We start from the raw sequence: 26,025 nt of genomic DNA, 5'->3' as shown, positions 1-26,025 counted from the left end.
TTTGTTATACAAAAGCGGGGTGCTGAGCGGAGGAAGAAAGCACAACAAGTGTGGTCGGTTTGCCATGGGCCATCGAGGCGTCAATAAAATCCTCAAGCGTATGTACCGATTCTGTCACCACTTTTGTCACATAGCTGTACATCCCTGTAATGCGGTGATTTTCAGCAACATCCGGGTGCGCTGTGGCAAAAGCTGCGTAGTGTTTGCAGCTTTTCGGCTCCATCAGGATAAAAGCGGTGACATGCTTGTTTAGTTTTTCGTAACAGATTTTCGCGCTGTACCCGGTAATCACTCCTTTGTCTTCCAGCTTCCGGACCCGTTCCGCCGCGCTTGGCGAGCTGAGTCCGACAAGCTTTCCCAGCTCAACCATCGTTAATCTGCCATTTCGCTGCAAATGCGAGAGAATTTGAAGGTCTGTATCGTCCATTTGTCTGGCTCCTTTACATATTTAGGCGAATGAATGAAAATTCCTTTCATCATAAGGTGATGCTGTTGATTTACCTTCATTGTAGCATATGGGTGCCGTCTTATTTTTCCTATAATAAAGCCATCAATGGGAGAGGAGGCATCATGTTGCCAGAGTTACAGCGTTCGATTACTTGGATACAAGGGACGGCGTTAACGATTGGTGCCGTTTTAGGCTGCGGAATATTAATTCTGCCGTCGGTCACAGCTGACGCAGCCGGTCCCGCTTCTTTATTTGTTTGGGTGTTCATGTCTTTCTTATCTTTTCTTCTTGTCGGCACGCTGGCCCGGCTTGTGAAAATAGCGCCCAGTGCGGGAGGAATTACAGCTTATGTGCAGCTGGCTTTTCAGAAAAAAGCCGGAACGGTTTTGGGCTGGATCATGTTAGGGTCCGTTCCGATCGGCGTTCCCATCATCGCTTTGACTGGCGCGCATTACATCAGTTACATCACAAAGGCTTCCGATTGGCAGATTACTTTGATCGCGGGCTGCATGCTGATTGTCTCAATTTTGCTTCATATGAGAGGCATTCAACTATCCGCGAACATCAGTACACTCGTCATGTGTGTCATCGTATTTCTTCTTGTCGCTTCGGTTGCCGTGTCATTGCCTCATGTCAAAGCAGCAGAATTTCAGCCGTTTCTTCCGCATGGCTGGCCTGCCGCGGGATCTGTTTCTGTGATGATTTTTTTCTCATTTGTAGGCTGGGAAATGATTACCCCATTGGCTGAGGAATTTCATCGTCCTGAAAAAGATGTCCCAATCAGCTTGTTCTTGGGAGCGGCTTGTGTGGCAGGGCTGTACATCCTGCTGTCATTTGTGACGATAGGGACTCATTCTTATGGAGAAAATGGAGAAATCGCATCGCTTGCCATGCTCATATCAAAAGGAGCTGGGGAAAGCGGCGTATATGTAACAGTATGTTTAGCGCTGTTTATCACATTCGTGACTATTCACGCCAATATTGCGGGTTTTTCCAGAATGGTGTACGCATTGGCGAGAGAAGGGCACATTCCCGTCTATTTCGGAAAACTCGGCAAGACAAATCATACGCCTATCCGTGTATTGACAGCGCTGGCCGCAGTGTTTGGTTTAGTGCTGATATCGCATAGCCTGTTTCAAATCGATTTGACGACTCTGTTAAAAGGACCGAGTGCGGCTTTTATCGCATCTTACATATGGACAATGGCAGCAGCGCTGAAGCTGCTGAGCTGGAGAGATTCAGGCTGGTGGCTGGCGCTCGGGGCGTTTGCGGCGTGTGCAGTGATTTACTCATTCAGCGGCTGGGCACTCCTTTATCCGGCAGTACTGGGGGCCGCAGGGTATCTCTATATAAAGAAAAAGCTTGCTCACGAATCGTGAGCAAGCTTTTTTGTTTATCTGTTTTGGTGCTCCTGTTCGTTATGGCTGGAAGCGCTGTTTTGGAACATGTAGGTCACAGGACAGAAGCGCAGGATTCCCGAACCTGCTTTCATTGCCCCCATAAAGATGTAAAAGAGATGCATTCTGCACCAAGGTTTTTTCGTAAACTTTGCGCTGGCGGCTGACATAACCGTCAGTCCGCAGGCGATTCTGAAGACGGCATTGATGAGACTGATGTTTGGCTTCATGGAAATCTGCTCCTTTTCGCTTAAAAGTTTTTTAACTGGACCTTCAAAAATTTGTAACGTTTTTACCGTGCGAGATGAGGAAGGATGTGATACCATGAGTCTAATACATGTAAAGGAGAGTATGTGAATGTCCGAACGAACCTTTAACTGGAAAAACAAAGACATCAGGGCACAGGTTGATGTTGTAGACTCAAAGCTGCTTCCAACGCTCCTTTTACGGAATGCTCTCGTCTTAAATCCATATGTAAAACAATGGCTGAAAAAAAACATTTGGATTTATCAGGACCGCATTGTTTATGTGGGTCATGAACTTCCGAATAGAGCCGAAGAAATTCATACGATTGATTGTGAAGGAAAATACATTGTGCCAGGGTATATCGAACCGCACGCACATCCTTTTCAAATATATAATCCCCAAACGCTGGCGGAATATGTGTCTCAATATGGAACAACGACATTCGTGAATGATAACTTATTTTTGCTTTTACAAAGCGGAAAAAAGAAAGCGCTTACGATTTTGAATGAACTTAAAAAGCAGCCTGTTCAGTATTTTTGGTGGTCACGCTATGACCTCCAAACCGAAGTTCGGAACGAGGATCAGGTTCTTCCGTTTGATGTCAGAAAGCAGTGGATTGAACATCCGGATGTCATTCAAGGCGGTGAAATGACCGGATGGCCCCGTTTGGTGGATGGTGACGATTTAATGCTTCACTGCATGCAAGCTACAAAGAAGCTGCGGAAACGCATTGAAGGCCATTTTCCCGGCGCTTCGGATAAAACGCTTACAAAAATGAAACTGTTCGGAGCTGATTGTGATCATGAAGCAATGACAGGCGAGGATGTGATGAGAAGGCTGGAACTGGGCTACTATGTTTCCCTTCGGAATTCTTCTATTCGCCCTGATATGAGAAAGATCTTGCAGGAGCTGCATGAGAAGGGCTTCCGCTATTATGACCACTTCTTTTACACGACAGACGGCGCGACGCCGAATTTTTATAAAAACGGCATGACAAACGAGCTGATCCGCATCGCGTTAGAAGAAGGAGTTCCGGCAATCGATGCCTACAATATGGCATCGTTTAATATTGCAAAGTATTATCAAATGGATGATTATTTAGGTGTGGCCGGACCGGGAAGACTGGCGTCACTGAACATACTTGAAGATCCGTTAAATCCGAATCCCGTGACCGTGCTGTCAAAAGGGATCATTCTTCGTAAGGACGGCTGTAATATGAAGGCGTTTACAAAAACGGACTGGAACAAAGGCGGTCTTGTCCCGCTGGAGCTTTCATATGATATGACGATGGATGATTTGCAGTTTTCGATGCCGATGGGCGTGAAAATGCGGAATGAGGTGATCATGGAGCCGTATATGATTGAGATCGACAATTCGATGGAACAGCTCTCGTTTGACCATGATGAAAGTTATTTGGCAATGCTTGATAAACATGGGAAATGGCGCGTCAATACGATGATAAAAGGCTTTGCCTCAAGCGTGCAGGGATTTGTGAGCTCCTTTACGACGACAGGCGATATTGTCGCGATCGGAAAAAACAAAGCGGATATGCTGCTCGCTTTCGCTCGCATGAAAGAAATCGGGGGAGGAATCGTTCTAGCGGAAAACGGAAAAATTCTGTATGAACTTCCGCTTGCGCTGTGCGGCTGCGCCGCTTCGGAAGCGTATGAAGACGTGCTTGAGAAGGAACAAAAGCTGAGAGATCTTTTGGCAGATAGAGGCTATCAATTTTGCGATCCCGTCTATACGCTGCTCTTTTTGCAAAGTACACACCTTCCATATATACGCATTACGCCGAGAGGAATCTTCGACGTCATGAAAAAAACTGTACTCTTTCCGTCGATAATGCGTTAAAATATAAAAGAGCGGGGAGCCGACATATGAAAAAATGGTTGACAGTTTACGTGCTGTGTTTCGTGTTTTTTCTGCTTGTATCCTGCCAGCAGAAGGATGCTGTCCCGGAATCTGCAAAGAAGCCGAAAGCTCCTTTGACGGGACTGGAGACTGAACAGAAGGTGACTGAACGCCGGCCTGTTGCTGTTGTGGTGAACAATCACCCGAAGGCGAGGCCGCAATCAGGACTGTCTAAAGCCGACATTGTCATAGAGGCCCTTGCCGAAGGGCAAATTACAAGATTTCTGGCTATTTTCCAAAGCCAGATGCCTGAAACTGTCGGACCTGTGCGGAGCGCGCGGGAATATTTCGTCACTCTCAGCAATGGTTTTGACAGCATATTTGTCCATCACGGCTGGAGTCCCGGCGCCAAAGAGCAGCTTGAATCCGGAGCTGCCGATTATATGAACGGATTGGATTTTGACGGAAGCTTATTTTGGAGAGCTGATTTCAGCAAACCGCCCCACAATTCCTACACGTCTTATGAGTACATAAAAAAGGCGGCGGAGCAAAAGGGATATGAGCTGAAGCGGAAAACAGATCCGCTGCTGTTTCAAACATCAGAAGCAAAACCTGCAAATGAATCTTATAATGTTCGGGTAGATTATGGAACAAAGAACGTTACAAATCTTGTCGAATACAATTATGATAAAAAAGCTGAAGCGTATACAAGAAGCTCTGATGGTGTCATAACGACAGACCGGGAAACCGGAAAGCCGGTTGCAATGCAAAATATTTTCATTGTTGAAGCCAGCCATCGTACTATTGATCAAGATGGAAGGCGGGACATCGACCTGGAATCAGGGGGAAAAGGTCTGTTGTTTCAGCACGGAAACGTCATTGAAACAGACTGGAAACAAGTAAACGGAAGAATTGTGCCGGTGAAAGACGGCAAATGGCTGCCGTTTGTGCCAGGAAAGACTTGGATTAATATCGTGCCTGATCTCGATGCGGCTTCCATTAGTAAAGGAGAAGGTGTGTAACGATGCAAATCGATAAATTACGCGGCAAAGAATTGGACCAGTTATTCAACTCAATCTTATCGCTGAAAGACTTGGAGGAATGTTACCGGTTCTTCGATGATCTTTGCACAATTAACGAAATTCAATCGCTGGCTCAGCGCCTTGAAGTGGCGCGCATGCTTCGCGAAGGAAACACGTACCATAAGATTGAAACAGAAACAGGCGCTTCCACGGCTACGATTTCCCGTGTGAAACGCTGCTTAAATTACGGAAATGACGCTTATGAAATGGCGCTTGACCGTGTGAAGGAAACCGAAACTGAGTCTTCTTCTAAATAAAAAAACCGCCCTGCCGTTCGGCAAGGGCGGTTTTCTTATGAAACAAATTGATGAATGAGTTTGTCGATATCAACGATGCTGCCATCCTCTTTTCGATAGACAACATGCTCTTTGGAAAAGCAGACCGGCGAATGGATCCCGGCTGCGGCTGCGAGGTTAAACAGTCCCTCGCGCAGTGAAATGACGTAGTTGCAAACACGGTGCTGTTTTTCCTCAACGCTCAGTGCTTTTTGCAGTTTTGGATCTGTTGTCGCCACACCCGCCGGACAAGTGTTGGTGTGGCACACGAGCGCGCGGATGCAGCCGACCGAAAACATCATGCCGCGTGCAATGTTAACAAAATCAGCGCCGAGAGCTAATGCGACCGCGATTTTGTCAGGAGTCAGGAGCTTGCCGGAAGCAAAGATTTTCAGGTGGCTGCGCAAGCCGTATTGTCTAAGAAGCGTATCCACAATAGGGAGGGCTGTCATAATCGGAAGGCCGACAGTGTCAGCCAGCTCGTAAAAGGAAGCGCCGGTACCGCCTTCGCTTCCGTCAATCGTGATAAAATCCGGATGCTTTCCGCTTTTCTTCATATAAGAAAAAAGCTCGTGCAATTCGTCTGGATGGCCAGCGACAAGTTTGATTCCGACCGGCTTTTGTCCGACATCTCTAAGTTTCTCAATAAAGTCGAGCATGCTAGGAACGCTTGAAAATTCATGAAAGCGGTTCGGGCTGTCAATCGACTTTCCTGGTTCGACATTCCGAATGTCTGCCACTTCCTCTGATACCTTGGCGCCGTCCACATGGCCGCCGCGGGTTTTAGCTCCTTGCGCCAGCTTCAGCTCAAACGCTTTAATTTGGTCAAGCCTGCTTTTTCTTTTAAACTCCTCCCACGAAAATTCTCCGTTTCTTTTGCGTACGCCAAAAAGGCCCGGCCCGATTTGGCAAATGATATCGGCGCCGCCCTTTACATGATACTCAGATAAACCCCCTTCACCTGTATTCATCCATGTGCCGCCAGCTTGATGAAGCCCTTTTGAGAGTGCCGTAATTGCCCGTTCTCCAAGGGAACCGTAGCTCATGGCAGACTGGCCGACTAATCCTTTCACATAAAAAGGCTTCTCGCATGTATGCCCGCCGATCACCTGTACATCATCAGGGTGGAGGAAAAACGGATCGGCTTTGATGTGTTCGGCGTGTTCCTTGCGTCTGAACAGATTGTCAGCATCAAGGTGATAGATTTGGGTATCAATTTTAGGTGTTTGATTGACACGCAATTCCTCTTTTTGTTTCGGAAACAGGGCGTTACGGATAAAATAGCCCGGTTTGTCAAAATCTCTTACAGATCCAAAGCCCATCATTCTGCTTTTGTATTTGCCCGAGATGACAGTTTGCTCATATTCCTTTCGTGAAAAAGGCTGCTCCTCATTGTCATTGCTGTATAAATACTGTCTGAGCTCAGGTCCGATTTTTTCAAGGATATACCGGAACCTGCCGATGACGGGATAGTTGCGAAGGATTGAGTGCTCCTGCTGTTTTTCATCCTTTATGTAGAGCCAGACAAACAACATGATGGGGATGACAATGATCCCGATGATAAATGCGATGAGTGCAATGATAATCGTTTCCATCAGTCAGTCTCCTTTTTTATGTAACCATTTCCACAGTTGAATGCCTTCCAAACAATAACAGAAGAATCTTTTACCTAGACCTTGAAGCGTTTAAAAGCTTTCGGCAGCTCTCTTTTTTATGAAAAAAGAATCAAAACACCTTTTTCAGTGAATAACGAGATTAACGGCTTTTTCCGTTTTTCCGCGCTATGTGAATTTGTTATAATGTTTAAATGGTAACAAACGAATGGAGGAACGTATGACGTGTACGATGTAACGGAGTGGAAGCATGTCTTTAAGCTTGATCCAAATAAAGATTTGCCTGATGAACAGCTGGAGATTCTTTGTGAATCGGGAACGGATGCGGTCATTATCGGAGGAAGCGATGGTGTGACAGAGGACAATGTCCTGCGGATGATGTCTAAGGTGAGACGGTTTTTGGTGCCGTGTGTCCTTGAGGTGTCAGCGATTGAAGCGATCGTTCCCGGATTTGACTTATATTTTATTCCGAGTGTATTAAATAGTAAAAACGCGGACTGGATTGTCGGCATGCATCAGAAAGCCATGAAGGAATACGGTGAACTGATGTCAATGGAAGAAATCGCGGCGGAAGGGTACTGCATCGCAAATCCGGATTGCAAAGCCGCGGCATTGACTGAAGCAGATGCTGATCTGAGCATTGACGATATTGCCGCGTATGCGCGTGTATCTGAGCTGCTGCAGCTTCCCATTTTTTATTTGGAATACAGCGGCATGCTTGGCGACATAGAAGCCGTGAAGAAAACGAAGGCTGTATTGGAAACCTCCACCCTGTTTTACGGCGGCGGCATCAAGGATGCGGAAACGGCAAAGCAATATGCAGAGCATGCCGACGTGATCGTTGTGGGCAATGCGGTGTATGAAGATTTTGACCGGGCTTTGAAAACAGTAGCGGCTGTAAAAGGCGAGTAGTAAATTGTACGGATTTGGTTTATGATAGAACATATGTTTTGTATAGGCGGGTGAACGAATTTTGAATTATATTAGCAATCAATTACTAAGCGGATTAAACCCCGTTCAGCAGGAAGCTGTCAAAACAACGGACGGGCCTCTTTTGCTGATGGCGGGAGCGGGAAGCGGAAAGACGCGTGTCCTGACACACAGAATCGCTTACTTAATGGCGGAAAAGCATGTGGCGCCGTGGAACATTCTGGCGATCACATTTACAAATAAAGCGGCGCGCGAAATGAAAGAACGTGTGGAAAGCATCCTCGGACCCGGCGCGGACGATATCTGGATTTCCACATTCCACAGCATGTGCGTGCGGATCTTGCGCAGAGATATCGACCGGATCGGGATCAACCGCAATTTCTCCATTCTTGATACGGCTGACCAGCTTTCAGTAATTAAGGGGATTTTGAAGGAGCGCAATATTGATCCGAAGAAGTTTGACCCGAGAAGCATCCTCGGCACGATCAGCAGTGCGAAAAACGAATTGACCGAACCGGAGGAATTCTCTAAAGTTGCCGGCGGCTACTACGATCAGGTCGTCAGCGATGTATACACAGATTACCAGAAGAAGCTTTTGAAAAACCAATCGCTCGATTTCGACGATTTAATTATGACGACGATTAAACTGTTTGACCGTGTGCCGGAAGTGCTTGAATTTTATCAGCGCAAATTCCAGTATATTCACGTCGATGAGTATCAAGATACGAACAGAGCCCAATACATGCTCGTCAAACAGCTTGCGGAACGTTTCCAGAACCTTTGCGTTGTCGGGGACTCCGACCAGTCGATCTATAGATGGCGCGGCGCGGATATCGCCAACATCCTTTCTTTTGAAAAAGATTATCCGAATGCAAGCGTGATTTTGCTTGAACAAAACTACCGTTCAACAAAACGGATTTTGCGGGCGGCTAATGAGGTCATTAAAAACAACTCAAACCGAAAACCGAAAAATTTGTGGACGGAAAACGATGAAGGCATCAAAATTTCCTATTACCGCGGAGATAATGAGTTCGGCGAGGGGCAGTTTGTGGCCGGTAAAATTCATCAGCTTTACAGCACAGGCAAGCGAAAGCTGTCGGATATCGCCATTTTGTACCGGACAAACGCGCAATCCCGTGTGATTGAGGAAACGCTTCTCAAAGCGGGTTTGAACTATAACATTGTCGGCGGCACAAAGTTCTATGACAGAAAAGAAATTAAAGATATTCTCGCGTACCTGCGCCTCGTATCCAATCCGGATGACGATATCAGTTTTACGCGCATTGTTAATGTGCCCAAGCGCGGAGTCGGCGCGACATCACTTGAAAAAATCGCTTCATATGCGGCGATGAACGGCGTGTCCTTTTTCCAAGCGATTCAGCAGGTCGATTTTATCGGTGTCAGTGCCAAGGCGGCCAACGCGCTCGACAGCTTCAGGCAGATGATTGAGAACCTCACCAATATGCAGGATTATTTATCGATTACAGAGCTGACGGAAGAAATTCTTGATAAGACGGAATACAGAGAAATGCTCAAGGCTGAGAAATCAATCGAAGCCCAAAGCCGTTTAGAAAACATTGACGAGTTCCTGTCCGTAACGAAAAACTTTGAACAGAAAAGCGAAGACAAGACACTCGTTGCGTTCCTCACAGATTTGGCGCTGATCGCAGACATCGATCAGCTTGATCAGAAAGAAGAGGAGTCCGGCGGCAAGGATGCAATCACCCTGATGACACTGCACGCCGCAAAAGGACTGGAATTCCCGGTTGTTTTCTTGATGGGGCTTGAAGAAGGTGTCTTCCCGCACAGCCGTTCATTAATGGAGGAAGCGGAAATGGAAGAAGAACGCCGCCTTGCTTACGTTGGGATTACAAGAGCGGAACAGGAGCTTTATCTGACCAACGCCAAAATGCGCACTTTGTTTGGCCGAACAAATATGAACCCGGAATCTCGCTTTATTGCTGAAATACCGGATGATTTATTGGAAAACCTAAATGAGAAAAAAGAAACGAGAGCGCCATCCGCGAGAAAAATGCAGCCGAGACGCGGCCCTGTTTCACGTCCGGTATCGTACGCCAGCAAAACAGGCGGCGACACCTTAAACTGGGCAGTCGGTGATAAAGCGGGTCATAAAAAATGGGGGACAGGAACTGTCGTCAGTGTGAAAGGCGAAGGAGAAGGGACGGAGCTCGATATTGCCTTCCCGAGCCCTGTCGGTGTGAAACGCCTGTTAGCGGCATTTGCCCCTATTGAAAAGCAGTAATTGAAGAGGAAAGGAAGAAACAGATGGACAAAGAAACAGCGAAGCAGCGGGCAGATGAACTGCGCCGCACCATCAACAAGTATAGCTATGAATATTACACCTTAGATGAACCGAGCGTCCCTGATGCTGAATACGACAGATTGATGCAGGAGCTGATTGCGATCGAGGAGGAGCACCCAGACCTCAGAACGCCTGACTCTCCTACGCAGCGTGTCGGCGGTGCCGTGCTTGAAGCGTTTCAGAAAGTCACCCACGGCACGCCAATGCTTAGTCTCGGCAACGCCTTTAATGCTGATGATCTTCGTGATTTCGACCGCCGGGTGCGCCAAGCCGTCGGCGACGATGTGGCGTATAATGTGGAGCTGAAAATAGACGGTCTTGCTGTTTCTCTCCGTTATGAAGACGGCTATTTTGTCAGAGGGGCCACAAGAGGTGACGGCACGACGGGGGAGGATATTACGGAGAATCTGAAGACGATCCGCAGTATCCCCCTCAAAATGAACCGTAAGCTGTCGATCGAAGTGCGCGGAGAGGCGTATATGCCGAAGCGTTCGTTTGAAGCGCTCAATGAGGAACGGATCAGAAATGAAGAAGAACCGTTTGCCAATCCGCGAAATGCAGCCGCTGGCTCACTCAGACAGCTTGATCCGAAAATTGCGGCGAAACGAAACCTCGATATCTTCGTCTACAGTATAGCGGAGCTTGACGAGATGGGTGTGGAGACACAAAGCCAGGGGCTTGATTTTCTCGACGAAATCGGATTTAAAACGAATCAGGAACGAAAGAAATGCGGCAGCATAGAGGAAGTCATTGCGCTGATCGATGAGCTTCAGGCGAAGCGCGCTGACCTCCCGTACGAAATTGACGGCATTGTCATTAAAGTCGATTCTCTTGATCAGCAGGAGGAGCTTGGTTTCACCGCGAAAAGCCCGCGCTGGGCGATCGCGTATAAATTTCCTGCTGAAGAGGTTGTAACAAAGCTTCTCGATATCGAATTAAATGTCGGCAGAACGGGTGTGATTACGCCGACCGCGGTATTGGAGCCGGTAAAAGTTGCCGGCACAACGGTCTCAAGAGCATCCCTTCATAACGAAGATTTAATTAAAGAGAAGGATATTCGGATTTTGGATAAAGTCGTCGTCAAAAAAGCGGGCGATATCATTCCGGAAGTCGTGAATGTCCTTGTTGAACAGCGGACAGGAGAAGAAAAGGAATTCAGCATGCCAACGGAGTGTCCTGAATGCGGCAGTGAGCTCGTCCGCATCGAAGGAGAAGTGGCGCTTCGCTGTATTAATCCGGAATGCCCGGCGCAAATCCGGGAAGGGCTGATCCATTTCGTTTCCCGCAATGCCATGAACATTGACGGGCTCGGCGAGCGAGTCATCACACAGCTGTTTAAGGAAGACCTTGTCCACAATGTGGCGGACTTGTATAAGCTGACGAAGGAACAGGTCATCCAGCTCGAACGCATGGGCGAAAAGTCCACTGAAAACCTGATCAGCTCTATCCAAAAGTCAAAAGAAAATTCGTTAGAGCGTCTGCTGTTCGGTCTTGGCATCCGCTTTATCGGATCAAAGGCAGCCAAAACGCTCGCCATGCATTTTGAAAGCCTTGAAAACCTGAAAAAAGCCTCAAAAGAGGAACTTCTCGCAATCGATGAAATCGGTGAAAAAATGGCTGACGCGGTCATCACTTATTTTCATAAAGAAGAAATGCTTGAACTCCTCGATGAACTTCAAGAGCTGGGCGTAAACACACTCTACAAAGGCCCGAAAAAAGTAAAAACAGAGGACAGCGATTCTTACTTTGCGGGTAAAACCATTGTTCTGACAGGAAAGCTGGAACAACTGTCAAGAAACGATGCCAAAGCGCAAATCGAAGCGCTCGGCGGCAAACTGACCGGCAGCGTCAGCAAAAACACAGACTTGGTCATCGCCGGAGAAGCGGCGGGAAGCAAGCTGACAAAAGCGCAAGAGCTGAACATTGAAGTATGGAATGAAGAACAGTTAATGGGAGAGCTAAAGAAATAAGAGGAGTGTTTTCTATTGAAAAAGACGTTGGTAATGGCGGCAACGGCGGCAGTGTTAATGCTGTCTGCCTGCTCGTCAGGTTTTGGGGGGAATAAGGAGGAGGAGATCACACAAAAGACGGCGAAATCGTCAGAAAAAGCGATTGTCCCGAAATATAACATCTCTGACTCCTATTACAAAATGGTGCTGCCGTTTAAGGCAGGAAAGGCGCGCGGCTTAACAACGGAACAGCTGAATACAAGACTTGACATTGATGAGTTTGAAACAGGGCTGATGCGTCTTGCCCAAGATTCTTTCTCGACTGACGATTATCTGTTCCAAGAAGGGCAATATTTAGATGAAGATACTGTATTAAGCTGGCTGGCACGGAAAAAAACAGGCTCTGATCTGAAAAAAGCCGAAAAAGCAGATAAAAACTTTAAAAATGAAGGCTTGAACCCAGCGCTTCCGAGCTCTGGTTCAACAGAAGAAAAGAACCAAAGCAGCCCGGTTTATTTAGCTTCCATGCTGGAGCACGATTATTTAGTCAGAAAAGACAAGAATTCCATTCAGCTTGGCGGTGTGATGATCGGACTGGCGTTAAACTCCGTGTATTATTATCGCGAAAAAACAGGCGATCCTCAAAAAGAAGTGGAGATTAAAGAAAGCACGCTCCGCCAACAAGGAGAAAAAATTGCACAGGAGGTCATTAACCGCCTCCGTAAAAAAGACAACTTGAAGAATGTGCCGATCACAGTCGCGCTTTATAAACAGGCGTCAAAAACATCGATTGTGCCGGGGAACTTCATCGCCAAAACAGAGGTCAAGGCAGGCTCTGCTGATATCTCAAATTGGGATGACATCAATGAAAAATATGTATTCTATCCGGCGGATACAACCACAGCAGAAAAGTACCCGGATGATTCCGAGGTCTTTAAGCGCTTCAAAAACTCAATTGAAGAATATTTCCCGAACTACACAGGCGTTGTCGGTACAGCGCTGTATGAAAATGATGAAATGAAGAAAATAAAGATTGACATCCCAATGCAATTTTACGGAAAAAGTGAAGTTGTCGCGTTTACCCAGTTCTTAACGGGTGAAGTGATGGACTACTACTCCAAGGGTTCAGTTGATGTCGAAGTTAACATCACCTCCTCAGACGGGCAGGAAGCGGTCATTATCCGCAATGCGGGAGATAAAGAGCCGACTGTTCACATTTATGACTGATAAACAAAGCAACCCTTGTGCCAATATGGCACAAGGGTTTTTTATGTTACAATTAACAGGAAAAGGAAGGTGTTTCCGCTTCTGCTAAAACACAAATCAAGGGGAGGTATGTTGATGCTGGCACTCGTGTGAAAATAGTCGATATCAAAACTATAGTAAGGAAAGGAAGTTAAACGTGCATAAAGAAATCAAAAAAATATTTCATGAAGAACAGGTTTTGGCAGAGGCAGCGGTGAAATACGGTTTCTCAAAAGGGCAGGCGCGTTTTCTGGCTGATGCGGAAAACTATGTTTATGAATGGATGAAAGACAATCAATCTTATATTTTAAAGATTACCCATACCATTCGGAGAACTACTGATTACATTAAGGGAGAGATGGAATGGCTCCGTCACCTGGCGAAAGGCGGACTTTCAGTTGCCAAACCGCTCCCGTCATTGAGCGGAAAAGACGTTGAAGAAGTGCCGGACGGAAACGGCGGGGCCTTTTTAGTGAGAGTGTATGAGAAAGCGCCTGGGCAGAAAGTGGATGAATCGGACTGGAATGAAACGCTATTTTATGAGCTTGGCAAATACACAGGTAAGATGCACAGCCTGACAAAAAGCTACAAACTGACTAATCCCGCTTTTAAAAGACAGGAATGGGATGAAGAGGAGCAATTGAAGCTGAGAAAGTATGTGCCTGAAGATCAGACAAAGGTGTTTCAGCAAGCCGATTCTCTGATGAATGAACTGCGGCGGCTGCCGAAAAGCCGCGACAGCTACGGCTTGGTGCACGCGGACCTTCATCATGGGAATTTCCATTGGGATCATGGCAAAATCACAGCATTTGATTTTGACGATATCGGCTACAATTGGTTCATTAACGATATCAGCATTCTCCTTTACAATGTGCTGTGGTACCCGGTTGTGCCATATGAAGATAAAACTGCGTTTACAGAGGAATTTATGACGCATTTTATGAAAGGGTACTGGGAGGAAAATGATCTTGATCCTGCGTGGCTGAAAAGGATACCTGATTTCCTTCGCCTTCGCCATATGCTGATTTACGGATTGCTGCATCAGATGTTTGACCTTAACACAATTGGAGAAGAGGAAAAAGAAATGCTGGCCGGTTTCAGAAGAGATATAGAGAATCGCACACCGATCACAGCATTTGATTTTTCTGTACTGATGTAGATAAAAAGCCAATGAGATTCATGTCCCATTGGCTTCAGCGTGTCGACAAACCCTTGCATTCGTTGTCAGTCCTGTGCATCGGTGCTCGTCCTTCCTAGACTTCAAGGGTTTTCAATCACGCTGAAAAAAGATGACAAAATCCTAAAACGTAAACCGTTTTAGGATTTTGTCAACAATCTAAGCCAATGGGATTCATATCCCATTGGCTTTTATAATGTATCACATTTTACGCCGACCACGCCTTCGATGTCTTTAATGTCATAGTAGACATCGGTCGTGTACCTGTTTTTATGGACGCGGACCTTCACTTCCATGATTGGAAATTCCTTTTCGCCCAGGTCGTCGATCCGAACGGAGTGTGTTTTGATATCTCTTCTCTTCATTTCTTTTAAAATCTCTGTCATTTTGTCTTTATCAGAGAGCGACATTCTGATGCGGATGTCTTTTTCCTGCAGGCGGTCGGGACCGATTTTTCTGACCGCCCATGGCAGAAATTCCACACTGATCAGGATGAACAGAAGGCTGGCAAATGCTTCTTTATAAAAACCTGCTCCCGTTGCCAGCCCGAGCCCCGCTGCCCCCCAGATCATAGCTGATGTCGTCAGGCCGGAAATGACATCGTTGCTTTTTCGCAGAATGACACCGGCCCCGATAAATCCGACGCCGGAGATGATTTGTGCCGGCAGACGCAGCGGGTCCATCATGATGCGGTAGTATTTAGGGAAATGATATGCCGCATTAATACTGACGATCGTCAGCATGCATGAGCTGACGGCGATAACGATACAGGTTTTTAATCCGAGCGGCTTATTTTTTAATTCACGCTCAAGCCCGATGACCATGCCAATCAAAGTGGCAATGCCCAGTTTTAATAAAATATCAGGATCAATATACCAGCTCAACAGCAAATTCTCCCTTCTCTAAGATGTTTTTAAATAAATATGATTCTCTCACAGTATTTATAGCAAAACAAGAGCACAAAAGCCACCAAGCGGCGCTTGATGGCTTTTTGTTTACCTTTTGCGTTTTAACAGCTTTTCCATAACCCCGAATAACCGGTAAGAAGCTTTTGCGGGACGTTTTGTGATCATACTGACAATGATGCCGGCGATCATGCTGAGGATAAACCCAGGAATGATTTCGTACACGCCGGTTGATTTTGCCAGCCCGGTTGTAATCCAGATCAACACGGTCGCAGCCCCGACAATCATCGCAGCGAGCGCGCCCCATTCGTTCATCCGCTTCCAATACAGGCTGAGCAGAATCGCAGGCCCGAAAGCTGAACCAAAGCCGGCCCAGGCATATCCGACCAAATCAAGAATGGAGCTGCTCGGATTCAAGGATAAGAGAATCGCAATAATGGCGATCACTAGTACAGACAGACGCCCGATCATGACCAACTCCTTATCGGAAGCTTTTCGTCTGAAAAACGTCCGGTACACATCCTCTGTCACAGCACTTGCTGTGACTAAGAGCTGTGAGGAGATGGAACTCATAATCGCAGCTAAAATAGCTGACAATAAAAATCCTGTAATTAAAGGGTGGAACAAGATTTTAGAGAAGATAATGAATATCATCTCCGGATCTTTTACAGCAACTCCGAATTTATGGGCATAAGCAACACCGACCAAACCTGTCAAGACAGAACCGAGAACTGAAATGATCATCCAGCTCATGCCGATTCGGCGCGCAGGCTTTAAATCTTTAATGTTTTTAATGGCCATAAATCGGACGATAATATGAGGCTGCCCGTAGTAGCCCAAGCCCCAGGCTAAATAGGAAATAATGCTAATGACGCTCGCGCCTTTAAAGAGATCCAATAAATGTGGGTTAACAGCGCCAATTTCATGGAAAGTCGGAGCAACGCCGCCCACGTGGGTAAAAGCAACGATCGGCACAAGCACTAGTGCTGCAAACATGATCGCACCCTGCACAAAGTCAGTCAGACTGACAGCAAGGAAACCGCCAAACAATGTGTATAACACGACAACAGCCGTAGTCAAAAGCAAGCCTAATTTGTAATCCGCGCCAAAGGCAGATTCAAACAGCCGTCCGCCCGATACCATACCGGAAGAGGTATACAATGTGAAAAAGATCATGATAACCAAAGCGGATACGATTTTCAGCAGTGATGAAGAATGCTGGAAACGTTTATCAAAGAAATCAGGAATCGTAATCGCATCATCCGCCGCTTCCGTATAAGCACGCAGCCTTGGAGCCAGCAGCAAGTAGTTTGAATACGCTCCGATTGTAAGACCTAAAGCAAGCCATAAGGTAGAAAGCCCTGTCGCAAACATCGCGCCGGGAACACCCATCAGCATCCATCCGCTCATATCCGCCGCGCCGGCAGATAAAGCAGTGACAAACGGTCCGAGGCCTCTTCCTCCAAGCATGTAATCGTTGATGTCAGTCGTTTTCTTAAATGCATACCAACCGATTAACAGCATGGCAATAAAATAAATTCCTAACGATATAATAATTTCAATACTCACGTTTTACCCTCTCTTCATTTCTAATAATGTTGCATCACCTCTCAAATTGATGGTGCCAGTTAAGCAGTCTGGCTCAGTGCAAAACAAAAGAAATTCTTTTGCAGGTGCACTTGGTAACTTAACCTAACAAAGTATTCCCAGCCATTCAAGCGATGAAACCTGGGTGATCAGCAAGAAATACCGGCGTGAACCTAGAAGGGAATAAAGAATAAAACGCTTTCAAAAATAATTAAAGTAAAAATTTTCAGAAAAATATTTCGTTTCTCCTTTGTCTCTTTTTAGTATAAAATATATAGGGTATTGTTTCGAAAACACAGGCTCGCCCTAAGGCGTTTTGTTGCTTTAAAGGGCTTGTTTTTGATATGATCAGTATTATATGACTTAACGGAGAAATATGTGGAGGTGGATCATATGTCACGAATTTCAATAGAAGAAGTAAAGCACGTTGCGCACCTTGCGAGACTTGCAATTACTGACGAAGAAGCAAAAATGTTCACTGAACAGCTTGACAGCATCATTTCATTTGCCGAGGAGCTGAATGAGGTTAACACAGACAATGTGGAGCCTACAACTCACGTGCTGAAAATGAAAAATGTCATGAGAGAAGATGAAGCGGGTAAAGGCCTTCCGGTTGAGGATGTCATGAAAAATGCGCCTGACCATAAAGACGGCTATATTCGTGTGCCATCAATTCTGGACTAAAGGAGGGACACAAGGAATGTCATTATTTGATCACAAAATCACAGAATTAAAACAGCTCATACATAAAAAAGAGATTAAGATTTCTGATCTTGTTGACGAGTCTTATAAACGCATCCAAGCGGTGGATGATAAGGTACAAGCCTTTTTGGCATTAGATGAAGAAAAAGCGCGCGCGTACGCGAAGGAGCTTGACGAGGCGGTTGACAGCCGTACTGAGCACGGTCTTCTCTTCGGTATGCCGATCGGCGTAAAAGATAATATCGTAACAAAAGGGCTGCGTACAACGTGCTCCAGCAAAATTCTCGAAAACTTCGATCCGATCTACGATGCTACAGTCGTTCAGCGCCTCCAAGACGCTGAAGCGATCACAATCGGAAAATTGAACATGGACGAATTCGCCATGGGATCATCTACCGAGAACTCAGCTTACAAGCTGACGAAAAACCCTTGGAACCTCGATACAGTTCCCGGCGGTTCAAGCGGCGGTTCAGCTGCTGCGGTTGCTGCGGGAGAAGTTCCGTTTTCACTTGGATCTGACACAGGCGGCTCCATCCGTCAGCCTGCATCTTTCTGCGGGGTGGTCGGATTAAAGCCTACATACGGACGCGTGTCTCGTTACGGGCTGGTCGCATTTGCGTCTTCATTAGACCAAATCGGACCGATTACTCGTACGGTTGAGGACAACGCATTCTTGCTTCAAGCGATTTCCGGCGTAGATAAAATGGACTCCACGAGCGCAAATGTGGATGTGCCTGATTTTCTTTCTTCATTAACTGGCGATATCAAAGGATTGAAAATCGCTGTTCCGAAAGAATACCTTGGTGAAGGTGTCGGCAAAGAAGCGAGAGAATCTGTTCTTGCCGCGCTGAAAGTGCTTGAAGGCCTCGGCGCTACATGGGAAGAAGTGTCTCTTCCACATAGTAAATACGCGCTTGCGACGTATTACCTGCTGTCTTCATCTGAAGCGTCAGCGAACCTTGCGCGCTTTGACGGCATTCGCTACGGCTACCGCACAGACAACGCGGACAACCTGATCGACCTTTATAAGCAAACACGTTCAGAAGGCTTCGGCGATGAAGTCAAACGCCGCATCATGCTCGGAACGTTCGCTTTAAGCTCAGGCTACTACGATGCGTACTACAAAAAAGCGCAAAAAGTGCGTACGTTGATTAAGAAAGACTTCGAAGACGTATTTGAGAAATATGATGTTATTGTCGGACCGACTACACCGACACCTGCGTTTAAAATCGGTGAAAACACGAAAGATCCGCTCACAATGTACGCAAACGATATCTTAACGATTCCGGTCAACCTTGCGGGCGTACCTGGAATCAGCGTGCCATGCGGATTAGCAGACGGACTTCCGCTCGGACTGCAAATCATCGGAAAACACTTTGATGAAAGCACTGTATACCGCGTTGCTCATGCATTTGAACAAGCGACAGACCATCATAAAGCAAAACCTGAATTGTAAGGGGTGAAAAAAATTGAACTTTGAAACGGTAATCGGACTTGAAGTCCACGTCGAGTTAAAAACAAAATCAAAAATTTTCTCAAGCTCTCCAACGCCATTCGGCGCGGAGGCGAACACGCAGACAAGCGTCATTGACCTCGGATACCCGGGCGTTCTGCCTGTTCTGAACAAAGAAGCTGTTGAATTCGCAATGAAAGCCGCTATGGCGCTTAACTGTGAGATCGCAACGGATACGAAATTTGACCGCAAAAACTATTTCTATCCGGACAACCCGAAAGCGTATCAGATTTCTCAATTTGATAAGCCAATCGGCGAAAATGGCTGGATCGAAATTGAAGTCGGCGGAAAAACAAAACGCATCGGCATCACGCGTCTTCATCTTGAAGAAGATGCCGGAAAGCTGACGCACACAGGCGATGGCTATTCTCTTGTTGACTTCAACCGTCAGGGAACGCCGCTTGTTGAGATCGTATCTGAGCCGGATATCCGCACGCCGGAAGAAGCGTACGCGTATCTTGAAAAGCTGAAATCCATCATCCAATATACAGGCGTTTCTGACTGTAAGATGGAAGAAGGTTCACTTCGCTGTGACGCCAATATCTCTCTTCGCCCGATCGGCCAAGAGGAATTCGGCACAAAAACAGAATTGAAAAACTTGAACTCCTTTGCGTTTGTTCAAAAAGGCCTTGAGCACGAAGAAAAACGCCAGGAGCAGGTTCTTCTCTCCGGCGGCGTTATCCAGCAGGAAACGCGCCGTTACGACGAAGCAACGAAGAAAACCATTCTCATGCGTGTCAAAGAGGGGTCTGACGACTATCGTTACTTCCCTGAGCCAGACCTTGTCGAACTCTACATTGATGACGAATGGAAGGAACGCGTAAAAGCAAGCATTCCTGAGCTTCCGGACGAGCGCCGCAAGCGTTATATCGAAGAGCTTGGCTTGCCTGCATACGATGCGATGGTTCTGACGCTGACAAAAGAAATGGCTGATTTCTTCGAAGAAACCGTACAAAAAGGCGCTGAAGCGAAACAAGCGTCCAACTGGCTGATGGGTGAAGTGTCAGCTTACCTAAACGCTGAGCAAAAAGAGCTTGCCGACGTTGCCCTGACACCTGAAGGCCTTGCCGGCATGATCAAACTGATCGAAAAAGGAACTATTTCTTCCAAGATCGCGAAGAAAGTGTTTAAAGAACTGATTGAAAAAGGCGGCGACGCTGAGAAGATTGTGAAAGAGAAAGGCCTCGTGCAGATTTCTGACGAAGGCGTGCTTCTGAAGCTTGTCACAGAGGCGCTTGACAACAATCCTCAATCAATCGAAGACTTTAAAAACGGGAAAGACCGCGCGATCGGTTTCCTTGTCGGACAGATTATGAAAGCGTCCAAAGGACAAGCCAACCCGCCAATGGTCAACAAAATCCTGCTTGAAGAAATTAAAAAACGCTAATCAAAAAAGCAGCCCGCAGGGGCTGCTTTTTTTGGTCATATCGAGATAAATATAGAAATGGAAGCCCGAAGCTTTTCAACTTCTTCGTCATTGCTTCCGGTCAAATTGGAGAGCATGCCTTTAATAATCGGCTTGCGCGGTTTATCCTGAGCGAGTTCTTCCGCGATAACATCGAGTGACACGGTGATATCCTCGGGCAGCGCGCTGTGTTCTTTTATGTTCTGAATGCTCTCAAGCAATTGGTCTTTCCCCGCAGGCATCGGATTGAAAATGTCTTTTGGCACGATCGGATTGAGGGCTGTACGGCTCAGCCCCTGTACAAGATCATCCAGTCTCTCGACGATAAAGGATGAAATTTCTTCTGCATCAATAGTAAGCTCACTGTTAAATACCATCACATTCATATACGAATGCACAATGCCTCTTGTCATAATAGACAAATCTGCGACGTACCGCTCGATTTTTTCGCCATAAGATGCCAGCAAGGCATTGCGGTACAGCTTATCCGTCTCCGTGGTTACTTTGTAAAAGTATTGCTTGATTTCTTGATTTTCCGGAATGATATTTTCGGTAAGCAAAAGAACGATAAAATCTTTATGATCACGAAAATCTTCAAACTGAGCGCCAATTTGCTTTTTCAGCACTTCCTTAGGCGGCTTCCCGGCGAGATCTTCTTCTATAGTTTTCATTTTTTTCATAGACATTCCGATGTAATATTCACAGGCGGATAACAGCAGCGCTTCTTTTGATTTAAAGTGCAAATAAAAAGCGCCCTTTGAGATACCGCATTCGCTGGCGATTTCCTGGATCGTCGTGGCAGCGAATCCTTTTTTCGCAAACAAATGAATGCTGGTTTTTATGATTCTTTCTTTTTTTTCATTCATGACGTGCTTCCCCTTAACCCTTGAAAAATTTAGTAAAATTTTCTGATATATGAGTTGACGTTGTTGCATTATAACGTTTAGTATTATATAGAATGACCAGTCAGTCAATAAAAAATGTAATGGAGGATATGATGAATCACGTTATTAATTTTGTTCTGAAAAACAAATTCGCTGTATGGCTGATGACGATTATTGTAACGGCAGCCGGCTTGTATGCGGGTATGAATATGAAGCAAGAATCCATTCCTGACGTGAACATGCCTTACCTGACAATCAGCACGACATATCCGGGCGCGACTCCAAGCCAAGTGGCTGATGAGGTGACCAAACCGGTTGAACAAGCGGTGCAGAATTTGGACGGGGTCAGTGTAGTGACTTCAACGTCCTATGAAAACGCATCGTCTGTCATGATTGAATATGACTATGAGAAAGATATGGACAAAGCGAAAACAGAAGCGGCTGAAGCATTAGATAATGTCAGCCTTCCTGATGACGCGAAGGATCCGGAAATTTCACGCTACAGCTTGAACTCCTTCCCGATTCTGACGCTAAGCGTGTCCAGCGATAAAGGCAACCTGCAAGACCTGACAAAACAAGTGGAAGACAGCCTCGTTCCTAAGCTTGAAGGCTTAGAAGGCGTTGCCTCCGTCCAAGTATCAGGCCAGCAGGTGGAAGAGGTTGAATTCTCTTTCAAAGAAGACAAACTGAAAGAATACGGCCTTGATGAAGATACGGTCAAGCAAGTGATTCAAGGTTCAGATGTGACAACTCCGCTTGGATTGTACACATTCGGAAATAAAGAAAAATCTGTCGTTGTCAGCGGCGATATTGAAACCATTAAAGATTTGAAGAATATGAGAATCCCGACGGCATCTGCTTCAAGTGCAGGCGGCAATGCAGCATCTCAAGCAGCGGCGCAAAGTGCACAAGCTGCTGCGGCCGCACAGGCGCAGCAAAGCGCAAGCACAGATGTGCCGACGGTCAAGCTTTCTGACATTGCCACATTGAAAGATGTGAAAAAAGCTGAATCTGTTTCACGCACAAATGGCAAAGACAGCATCGGTATTAACATCGTCAAAGCAAACGATGCGAATACAGTAGAGGTTGCCGATAATGTCAAAGCCGAGCTGAAGCAGTTCAAAGCAGACCATAAAGGCTTCAACTACAGCGCAACACTCGACATGGCTGAGCCGATCACACAGTCAGTTGAAACGATGTTAAGCAAAGCCATTTTTGGCGCGATTTTTGCGATTGTGATCATTCTCTTATTCTTAAGAGATATCAAATCAACATTAATTTCGATTGTTTCTATTCCATTATCACTGCTCATCGCACTTCTTGTGCTGCAGCAGCTTGATATCACACTGAATATCATGACGCTTGGCGCAATGACTGTTGCGATTGGACGGGTTGTCGATGATTCCATTGTTGTGATCGAGAACATTTACCGCCGCATGAGACTCAAGGATGAGCCGCTCCGCGGAAAAGCCTTGGTGCGTGAAGCGACGAAGGAAATGTTCAAACCGATCATGTCATCGACGATCGTAACAATCGCGGTATTCCTGCCGCTCGCACTTGTAGGCGGACAAATCGGTGAATTGTTTATCCCGTTTGCCTTAACGATTGTATTTGCGCTTGCCGCATCCCTGTTGATTTCGATCACGCTTGTGCCGATGCTCGCACACAGCCTGTTCAAAAAATCTTTAACAGGCGCGCCGATTAAAGCGAAAGAGCACAAACCTGGAAGACTTGCAAACATCTATAAAAAAGTATTGAACTGGGCGCTGAGCCATAAATGGATCACGTCTATCATCGCTGTTCTGATGCTCCTTGGAAGCTTGTTCCTTGTACCATTAATCGGTGCCAGCTACCTGCCGTCCCAAGAAGAAAAAACGGTACAGCTTACTTACAGCCCAGAGCCTGGAGAAACGAAAAAAGAAGCTGAAGATGAAGCTGAAAAAGCGGAAAAAATCCTGCTTGACCGCAAGCATGTCGATACCGTTCAGTATTCATTAGGCTCTGGCAGCCCGCTTGCCGGGGGAGATTCAAACGGTGCGTTATTCTATATCAAATATGAAAGCGACACGCCTGATTTTGATAAAGAAAAAGACAACGTGCTGAAGGAAATCCAAAAGCAATCTGACCGCGGAGAATGGAAGTCACAAAACTTCAGCTCTTCAGGCAATAACAACGAATTAACATACTATGTGTATGGCGATTCAGAAAACGACATTAAAGACACGGTCAACGACATTGAAAAAATCATGAAAGATGAAAAGGATCTGAAGAACGTAAACTCAGGCCTTTCAAGCACATATGATGAGTACACATTTGTCGCTGACCAAGAAAAATTAAGCAAACTCGGTTTAACGGCGTCTCAAATTTCTCAGGCCTTAATGACACAAACATCACAAAAACCGCTCACAACCGTGAAAAAAGACGGCAAAGAGCTTGATGTGAACATTAAGACTGAAAAAGACCAGTATAAGAGTGTGAAAGATTTAGAGAATAAAAAGATCACATCTGCGACTGGCCAGGAAGTCAAAATCGGCGATGTTGCAAAAGTGAAAGAAGGATCAACATCAGATACTGTTTCAAAACGTGACGGAAAAGTCTATGCAGATGTCACAGGTGAGGTTGCATCTGACAACGTCACAGCCGTATCAGCTGAGGTTCAGAAGAAAGTGGATAAGCTTAACCCTCCTGATAATGTATCGATTGACACAGGAGGCGTATCAGCAGATATTGCTGATTCCTTCACGAAGCTCGGTTTAGCGATGCTGGCAGCAATAGCGATCGTGTACCTTGTGCTCGTAATTACATTCGGCGGAGCACTCGCGCCATTTGCGATCCTGTTCTCATTGCCGTTCACAATCATCGGTGCCCTTGTCGGACTTTATGTATCAGGTGAAACGATCAGTCTGAACGCCATGATCGGTATGCTCATGCTGATCGGTATCGTTGTCACGAATGCGATTGTCTTGATTGACCGCGTGATTCATAAGGAAGCGGAAGGCCTGTCTACGAGAGAAGCGCTCCTGGAAGCCGGCTCTACACGACTCCGTCCGATCCTGATGACAGCCATCGCGACAATCGGCGCCTTGATTCCATTAGCGCTCGGCTTCGAAGGCGGAAGCCAGGTCATTTCTAAAGGACTCGGCGTAACGGTTATCGGCGGTTTGATCAGTTCAACGCTTCTGACACTCTTAATCGTGCCAATCGTATACGAAGTATTGGCGAAGTTCCGCAAGAAAAAACCGGGAACCGAAGAAGAGTAAGATGATATAACATATACCTCTTAGAATGGACGATGAATAATGCTCCATTCTAAGAGGTTTTTTCTTTCAAAGGAAAAAAGGTTCAGAATGGTTAAATCTTCTTCATCATAAAGAAAAGCGGACTTACCGAGTTATTACTGAACAATACAGAAAGGACATTCTCTAAATTCCCCCTTACAATAAATTGTTATACAAGATTGTCTTTTTAAGGAACTAGGTGTAAAACCATTGGATTTAAATATCTATATTTAGGGATTGCACTCAGATACCTTATATACACATAAGTTTGATGCCTGGCTGTTACTAAGAAGCTCTTGTGGTAACAGGAAATTCTACAGCTGCTTGTTGGATATTTGAAAACATTAATGCTTTTTCATTAGTTGAGACTATGGCTGCTGTTTAACAAAAATATCCTATGTTACACTTTGTTAAAGATAGAGATCTTTTGCATAATTAGGAGGTAATTATGAAACCTGAAGGAAATAGTGAGCAAAACCCTAAGGTAATAAAATGGCTAACCTGGATCATACCGATAGTAATTATAGGATTAATATTTCTTCTTAAAAATATTGAAAATCCCATCACTAATTTCTTATTTTATATTGTGTGTGCAGGTGTCATTATCTTAGTACTTTTCAGCATCATTAAAGAGAAAAAAGCAAAAAACAAATAAAAGCAGATTTTTACTTGCTCAGCTTGTCGATAATGGTTATGTCATCGGCAAGTATTTTTATGTCTGACTATAGAGGTTTACCGTGTTGTCGAAGTACCCAATCTGACTTGAGGGAATGTCCTCAAATGATCTCTTTGACTGGTACATGTGAAGGCAGTAAGGATTTTCCGCGTAAATTCATTTTCAATGTTGTTCGTTTCGGCTGACTAGTTCATGAATCCTTCACTCTTAATCATGCCGATCGCATATGAAGTATTGGCGAAGTTCCGCAAGAAACGGGAACGGAGCAAAAAAACAAAATCCTCGTATTTGTTGCCATACCTGCGCGTCTGTGCTCACGTAAAAAGACCTCCTGCTCAAACGCCGCTGTCACCGCATCGGTGGAACTCTGCTCTTCATAGACTACAAGGGTTTTCAATCAAGCTGAAAGGATGGAAAGAATGACAAAAGTACAAAACAAGAATCAGTTTTATGCGTTTTTACCTGTAAGATTATGTACATTTTGTTGCGATTTTTTTAACTCATAGTATAATTAAAGGTTGTTAGTGTAAAAATTG

General features: G+C 45.7%; 19 protein-coding genes and 1 pseudogene. 14 read left to right on the top strand and 6 right to left on the bottom strand.

Annotated features, from left to right (window positions below):
• Positions 1–4: 4 nt before the first annotated feature.
• The gene (locus tag V756_RS0117670) at positions 5–427 is read right to left on the bottom strand and encodes an Lrp/AsnC family transcriptional regulator (RefSeq protein WP_024715840.1); all 423 of its coding nucleotides are present in this window, start codon (positions 425–427) and stop codon (positions 5–7) included.
• Positions 428–570: 143 nt separating this feature from the next.
• Between V756_RS0117670 and V756_RS0117665 the strand changes: the two genes are divergently transcribed.
• Positions 571–1,827 carry an APC family permease gene (locus V756_RS0117665; RefSeq protein ID WP_024715839.1) on the top strand — a complete coding sequence of 419 codons (1,257 nt, stop codon included), beginning with the start codon at positions 571–573 and terminating at the stop codon, positions 1,825–1,827.
• A 14-nt stretch (positions 1,828–1,841) separates the two neighbouring features.
• On the opposite strand, the gene V756_RS0117660 is transcribed toward V756_RS0117665, so the two are convergent.
• Positions 1,842–2,075 (bottom strand): YgaP family membrane protein, encoded by a 234-nt coding sequence (locus V756_RS0117660; RefSeq protein WP_024715838.1) that lies wholly within the window; start codon positions 2,073–2,075, stop codon positions 1,842–1,844.
• Positions 2,076–2,202: 127 nt separating this feature from the next.
• On the opposite strand from V756_RS0117660, the gene V756_RS0117655 reads away from it, so the two are divergent.
• From V756_RS0117655 to V756_RS0117645, 3 genes are read left to right on the top strand one after another with little or no spacing between them, the layout of a single operon-like run.
• The gene (locus V756_RS0117655; RefSeq protein WP_024715837.1) at positions 2,203–3,945 is read left to right on the top strand and encodes an adenine deaminase; all 1,743 of its coding nucleotides are present in this window, start codon (positions 2,203–2,205) and stop codon (positions 3,943–3,945) included.
• A gap of 26 nt (positions 3,946–3,971) precedes the next feature.
• Positions 3,972–4,967 (top strand): DUF3048 domain-containing protein, encoded by a 996-nt coding sequence (locus tag V756_RS0117650; RefSeq protein WP_024715836.1) that lies wholly within the window; start codon positions 3,972–3,974, stop codon positions 4,965–4,967.
• A gap of 2 nt (positions 4,968–4,969) precedes the next feature.
• Positions 4,970–5,284, top strand: coding sequence for a YerC/YecD family TrpR-related protein (locus V756_RS0117645; protein ID WP_003219429.1), 315 nt, complete (start codon positions 4,970–4,972; stop codon positions 5,282–5,284).
• A gap of 35 nt (positions 5,285–5,319) precedes the next feature.
• Here V756_RS0117645 and V756_RS0117640 read toward each other — a convergent pair whose 3' ends face one another.
• A complete protein-coding gene (locus V756_RS0117640) occupies positions 5,320–6,897 on the bottom strand; it encodes an FMN-binding glutamate synthase family protein (RefSeq protein ID WP_024715835.1) in 1,578 nt (525 codons plus the stop codon).
• Between the two features lie 243 nt (positions 6,898–7,140).
• Here V756_RS0117640 and pcrB point away from each other — a divergent pair, with 243 nt between their 5' ends.
• The 5 genes from pcrB to V756_RS0117610 all read left to right on the top strand — a co-directional run bounded on the left by pcrB (position 7,141) and on the right by V756_RS0117610 (position 14,521).
• On the top strand, positions 7,141–7,827 hold the full coding sequence (gene pcrB, locus V756_RS0117630; RefSeq protein ID WP_024715834.1) for a heptaprenylglyceryl phosphate synthase: 687 nt from the start codon (positions 7,141–7,143) through the stop codon (positions 7,825–7,827).
• A gap of 61 nt (positions 7,828–7,888) precedes the next feature.
• Complete coding sequence (pcrA, locus tag V756_RS0117625) at positions 7,889–10,108, top strand: DNA helicase PcrA (RefSeq protein WP_024715833.1); 2,220 nt, start codon at positions 7,889–7,891, stop codon at positions 10,106–10,108.
• 23 nt (positions 10,109–10,131) lie between these two features.
• Positions 10,132–12,138: an NAD-dependent DNA ligase LigA gene (gene ligA / locus V756_RS0117620; protein ID WP_024715832.1), complete on the top strand. Its 2,007-nt coding sequence runs from the start codon at positions 10,132–10,134 to the stop codon at positions 12,136–12,138.
• Positions 12,139–12,153: 15 nt separating this feature from the next.
• Positions 12,154–13,344, top strand: a complete 1,191-nt coding sequence (locus V756_RS0117615) for a CamS family sex pheromone protein (RefSeq protein ID WP_024715831.1) — start codon at positions 12,154–12,156, stop codon at positions 13,342–13,344.
• Positions 13,345–13,519: 175 nt separating this feature from the next.
• Positions 13,520–14,521 carry a phosphotransferase enzyme family protein gene (locus V756_RS0117610; RefSeq protein ID WP_024715830.1) on the top strand — a complete coding sequence of 334 codons (1,002 nt, stop codon included), beginning with the start codon at positions 13,520–13,522 and terminating at the stop codon, positions 14,519–14,521.
• Positions 14,522–14,730: 209 nt separating this feature from the next.
• Here V756_RS0117610 and V756_RS0117605 read toward each other — a convergent pair whose 3' ends face one another.
• Together V756_RS0117605 and opuE are read right to left on the bottom strand one after the other, a co-directional pair.
• On the bottom strand, positions 14,731–15,429 hold the full coding sequence (locus V756_RS0117605; RefSeq protein WP_079996296.1) for an MgtC/SapB family protein: 699 nt from the start codon (positions 15,427–15,429) through the stop codon (positions 14,731–14,733).
• 105 nt (positions 15,430–15,534) lie between these two features.
• Positions 15,535–17,013: a proline transporter OpuE gene (gene opuE / locus V756_RS0117600; protein WP_024715829.1), complete on the bottom strand. Its 1,479-nt coding sequence runs from the start codon at positions 17,011–17,013 to the stop codon at positions 15,535–15,537.
• Positions 17,014–17,424: 411 nt separating this feature from the next.
• Between opuE and gatC the strand changes: the two genes are divergently transcribed.
• Genes gatC through gatB form a run of 3 tightly spaced genes read left to right on the top strand, consistent with a single transcriptional unit; the run spans position 17,425 to position 20,633 of the window.
• The gene (gatC, locus tag V756_RS0117595; protein WP_024715828.1) at positions 17,425–17,715 is read left to right on the top strand and encodes an Asp-tRNA(Asn)/Glu-tRNA(Gln) amidotransferase subunit GatC; all 291 of its coding nucleotides are present in this window, start codon (positions 17,425–17,427) and stop codon (positions 17,713–17,715) included.
• Positions 17,716–17,731: 16 nt separating this feature from the next.
• Positions 17,732–19,189, top strand: a complete 1,458-nt coding sequence (gene gatA, locus V756_RS0117590) for an Asp-tRNA(Asn)/Glu-tRNA(Gln) amidotransferase subunit GatA (RefSeq protein ID WP_024715827.1) — start codon at positions 17,732–17,734, stop codon at positions 19,187–19,189.
• A gap of 13 nt (positions 19,190–19,202) precedes the next feature.
• Positions 19,203–20,633, top strand: coding sequence for an Asp-tRNA(Asn)/Glu-tRNA(Gln) amidotransferase subunit GatB (gene gatB, locus V756_RS0117585; protein ID WP_003219444.1), 1,431 nt, complete (start codon positions 19,203–19,205; stop codon positions 20,631–20,633).
• Here the strand turns inward: gatB and V756_RS0117580 are convergent.
• Positions 20,620–21,517 (bottom strand): annotated as a pseudogene (locus V756_RS0117580) (TetR/AcrR family transcriptional regulator). The gene gatB and the pseudogene V756_RS0117580 overlap by 14 nt on opposite strands.
• A gap of 131 nt (positions 21,518–21,648) precedes the next feature.
• Here V756_RS0117580 and srfP point away from each other — a divergent pair.
• Both srfP and V756_RS0117570 read left to right on the top strand, forming a co-directional pair.
• Positions 21,649–24,795: a surfactin resistance protein SrfP gene (srfP, locus tag V756_RS0117575; RefSeq protein WP_024715825.1), complete on the top strand. Its 3,147-nt coding sequence runs from the start codon at positions 21,649–21,651 to the stop codon at positions 24,793–24,795.
• 466 nt (positions 24,796–25,261) lie between these two features.
• On the top strand, positions 25,262–25,468 hold the full coding sequence (locus V756_RS0117570) for a hypothetical protein (protein ID WP_024715824.1): 207 nt from the start codon (positions 25,262–25,264) through the stop codon (positions 25,466–25,468).
• Positions 25,469–26,025 lie beyond the last annotated feature (557 nt).

It is taken from the genome of Bacillus tequilensis KCTC 13622, assembly GCF_000507145.1.
In the GTDB taxonomy this organism is placed as follows: domain Bacteria; phylum Bacillota; class Bacilli; order Bacillales; family Bacillaceae; genus Bacillus; species Bacillus tequilensis.
This window is presented reverse-complemented; position numbering and strand designations above follow the sequence as displayed.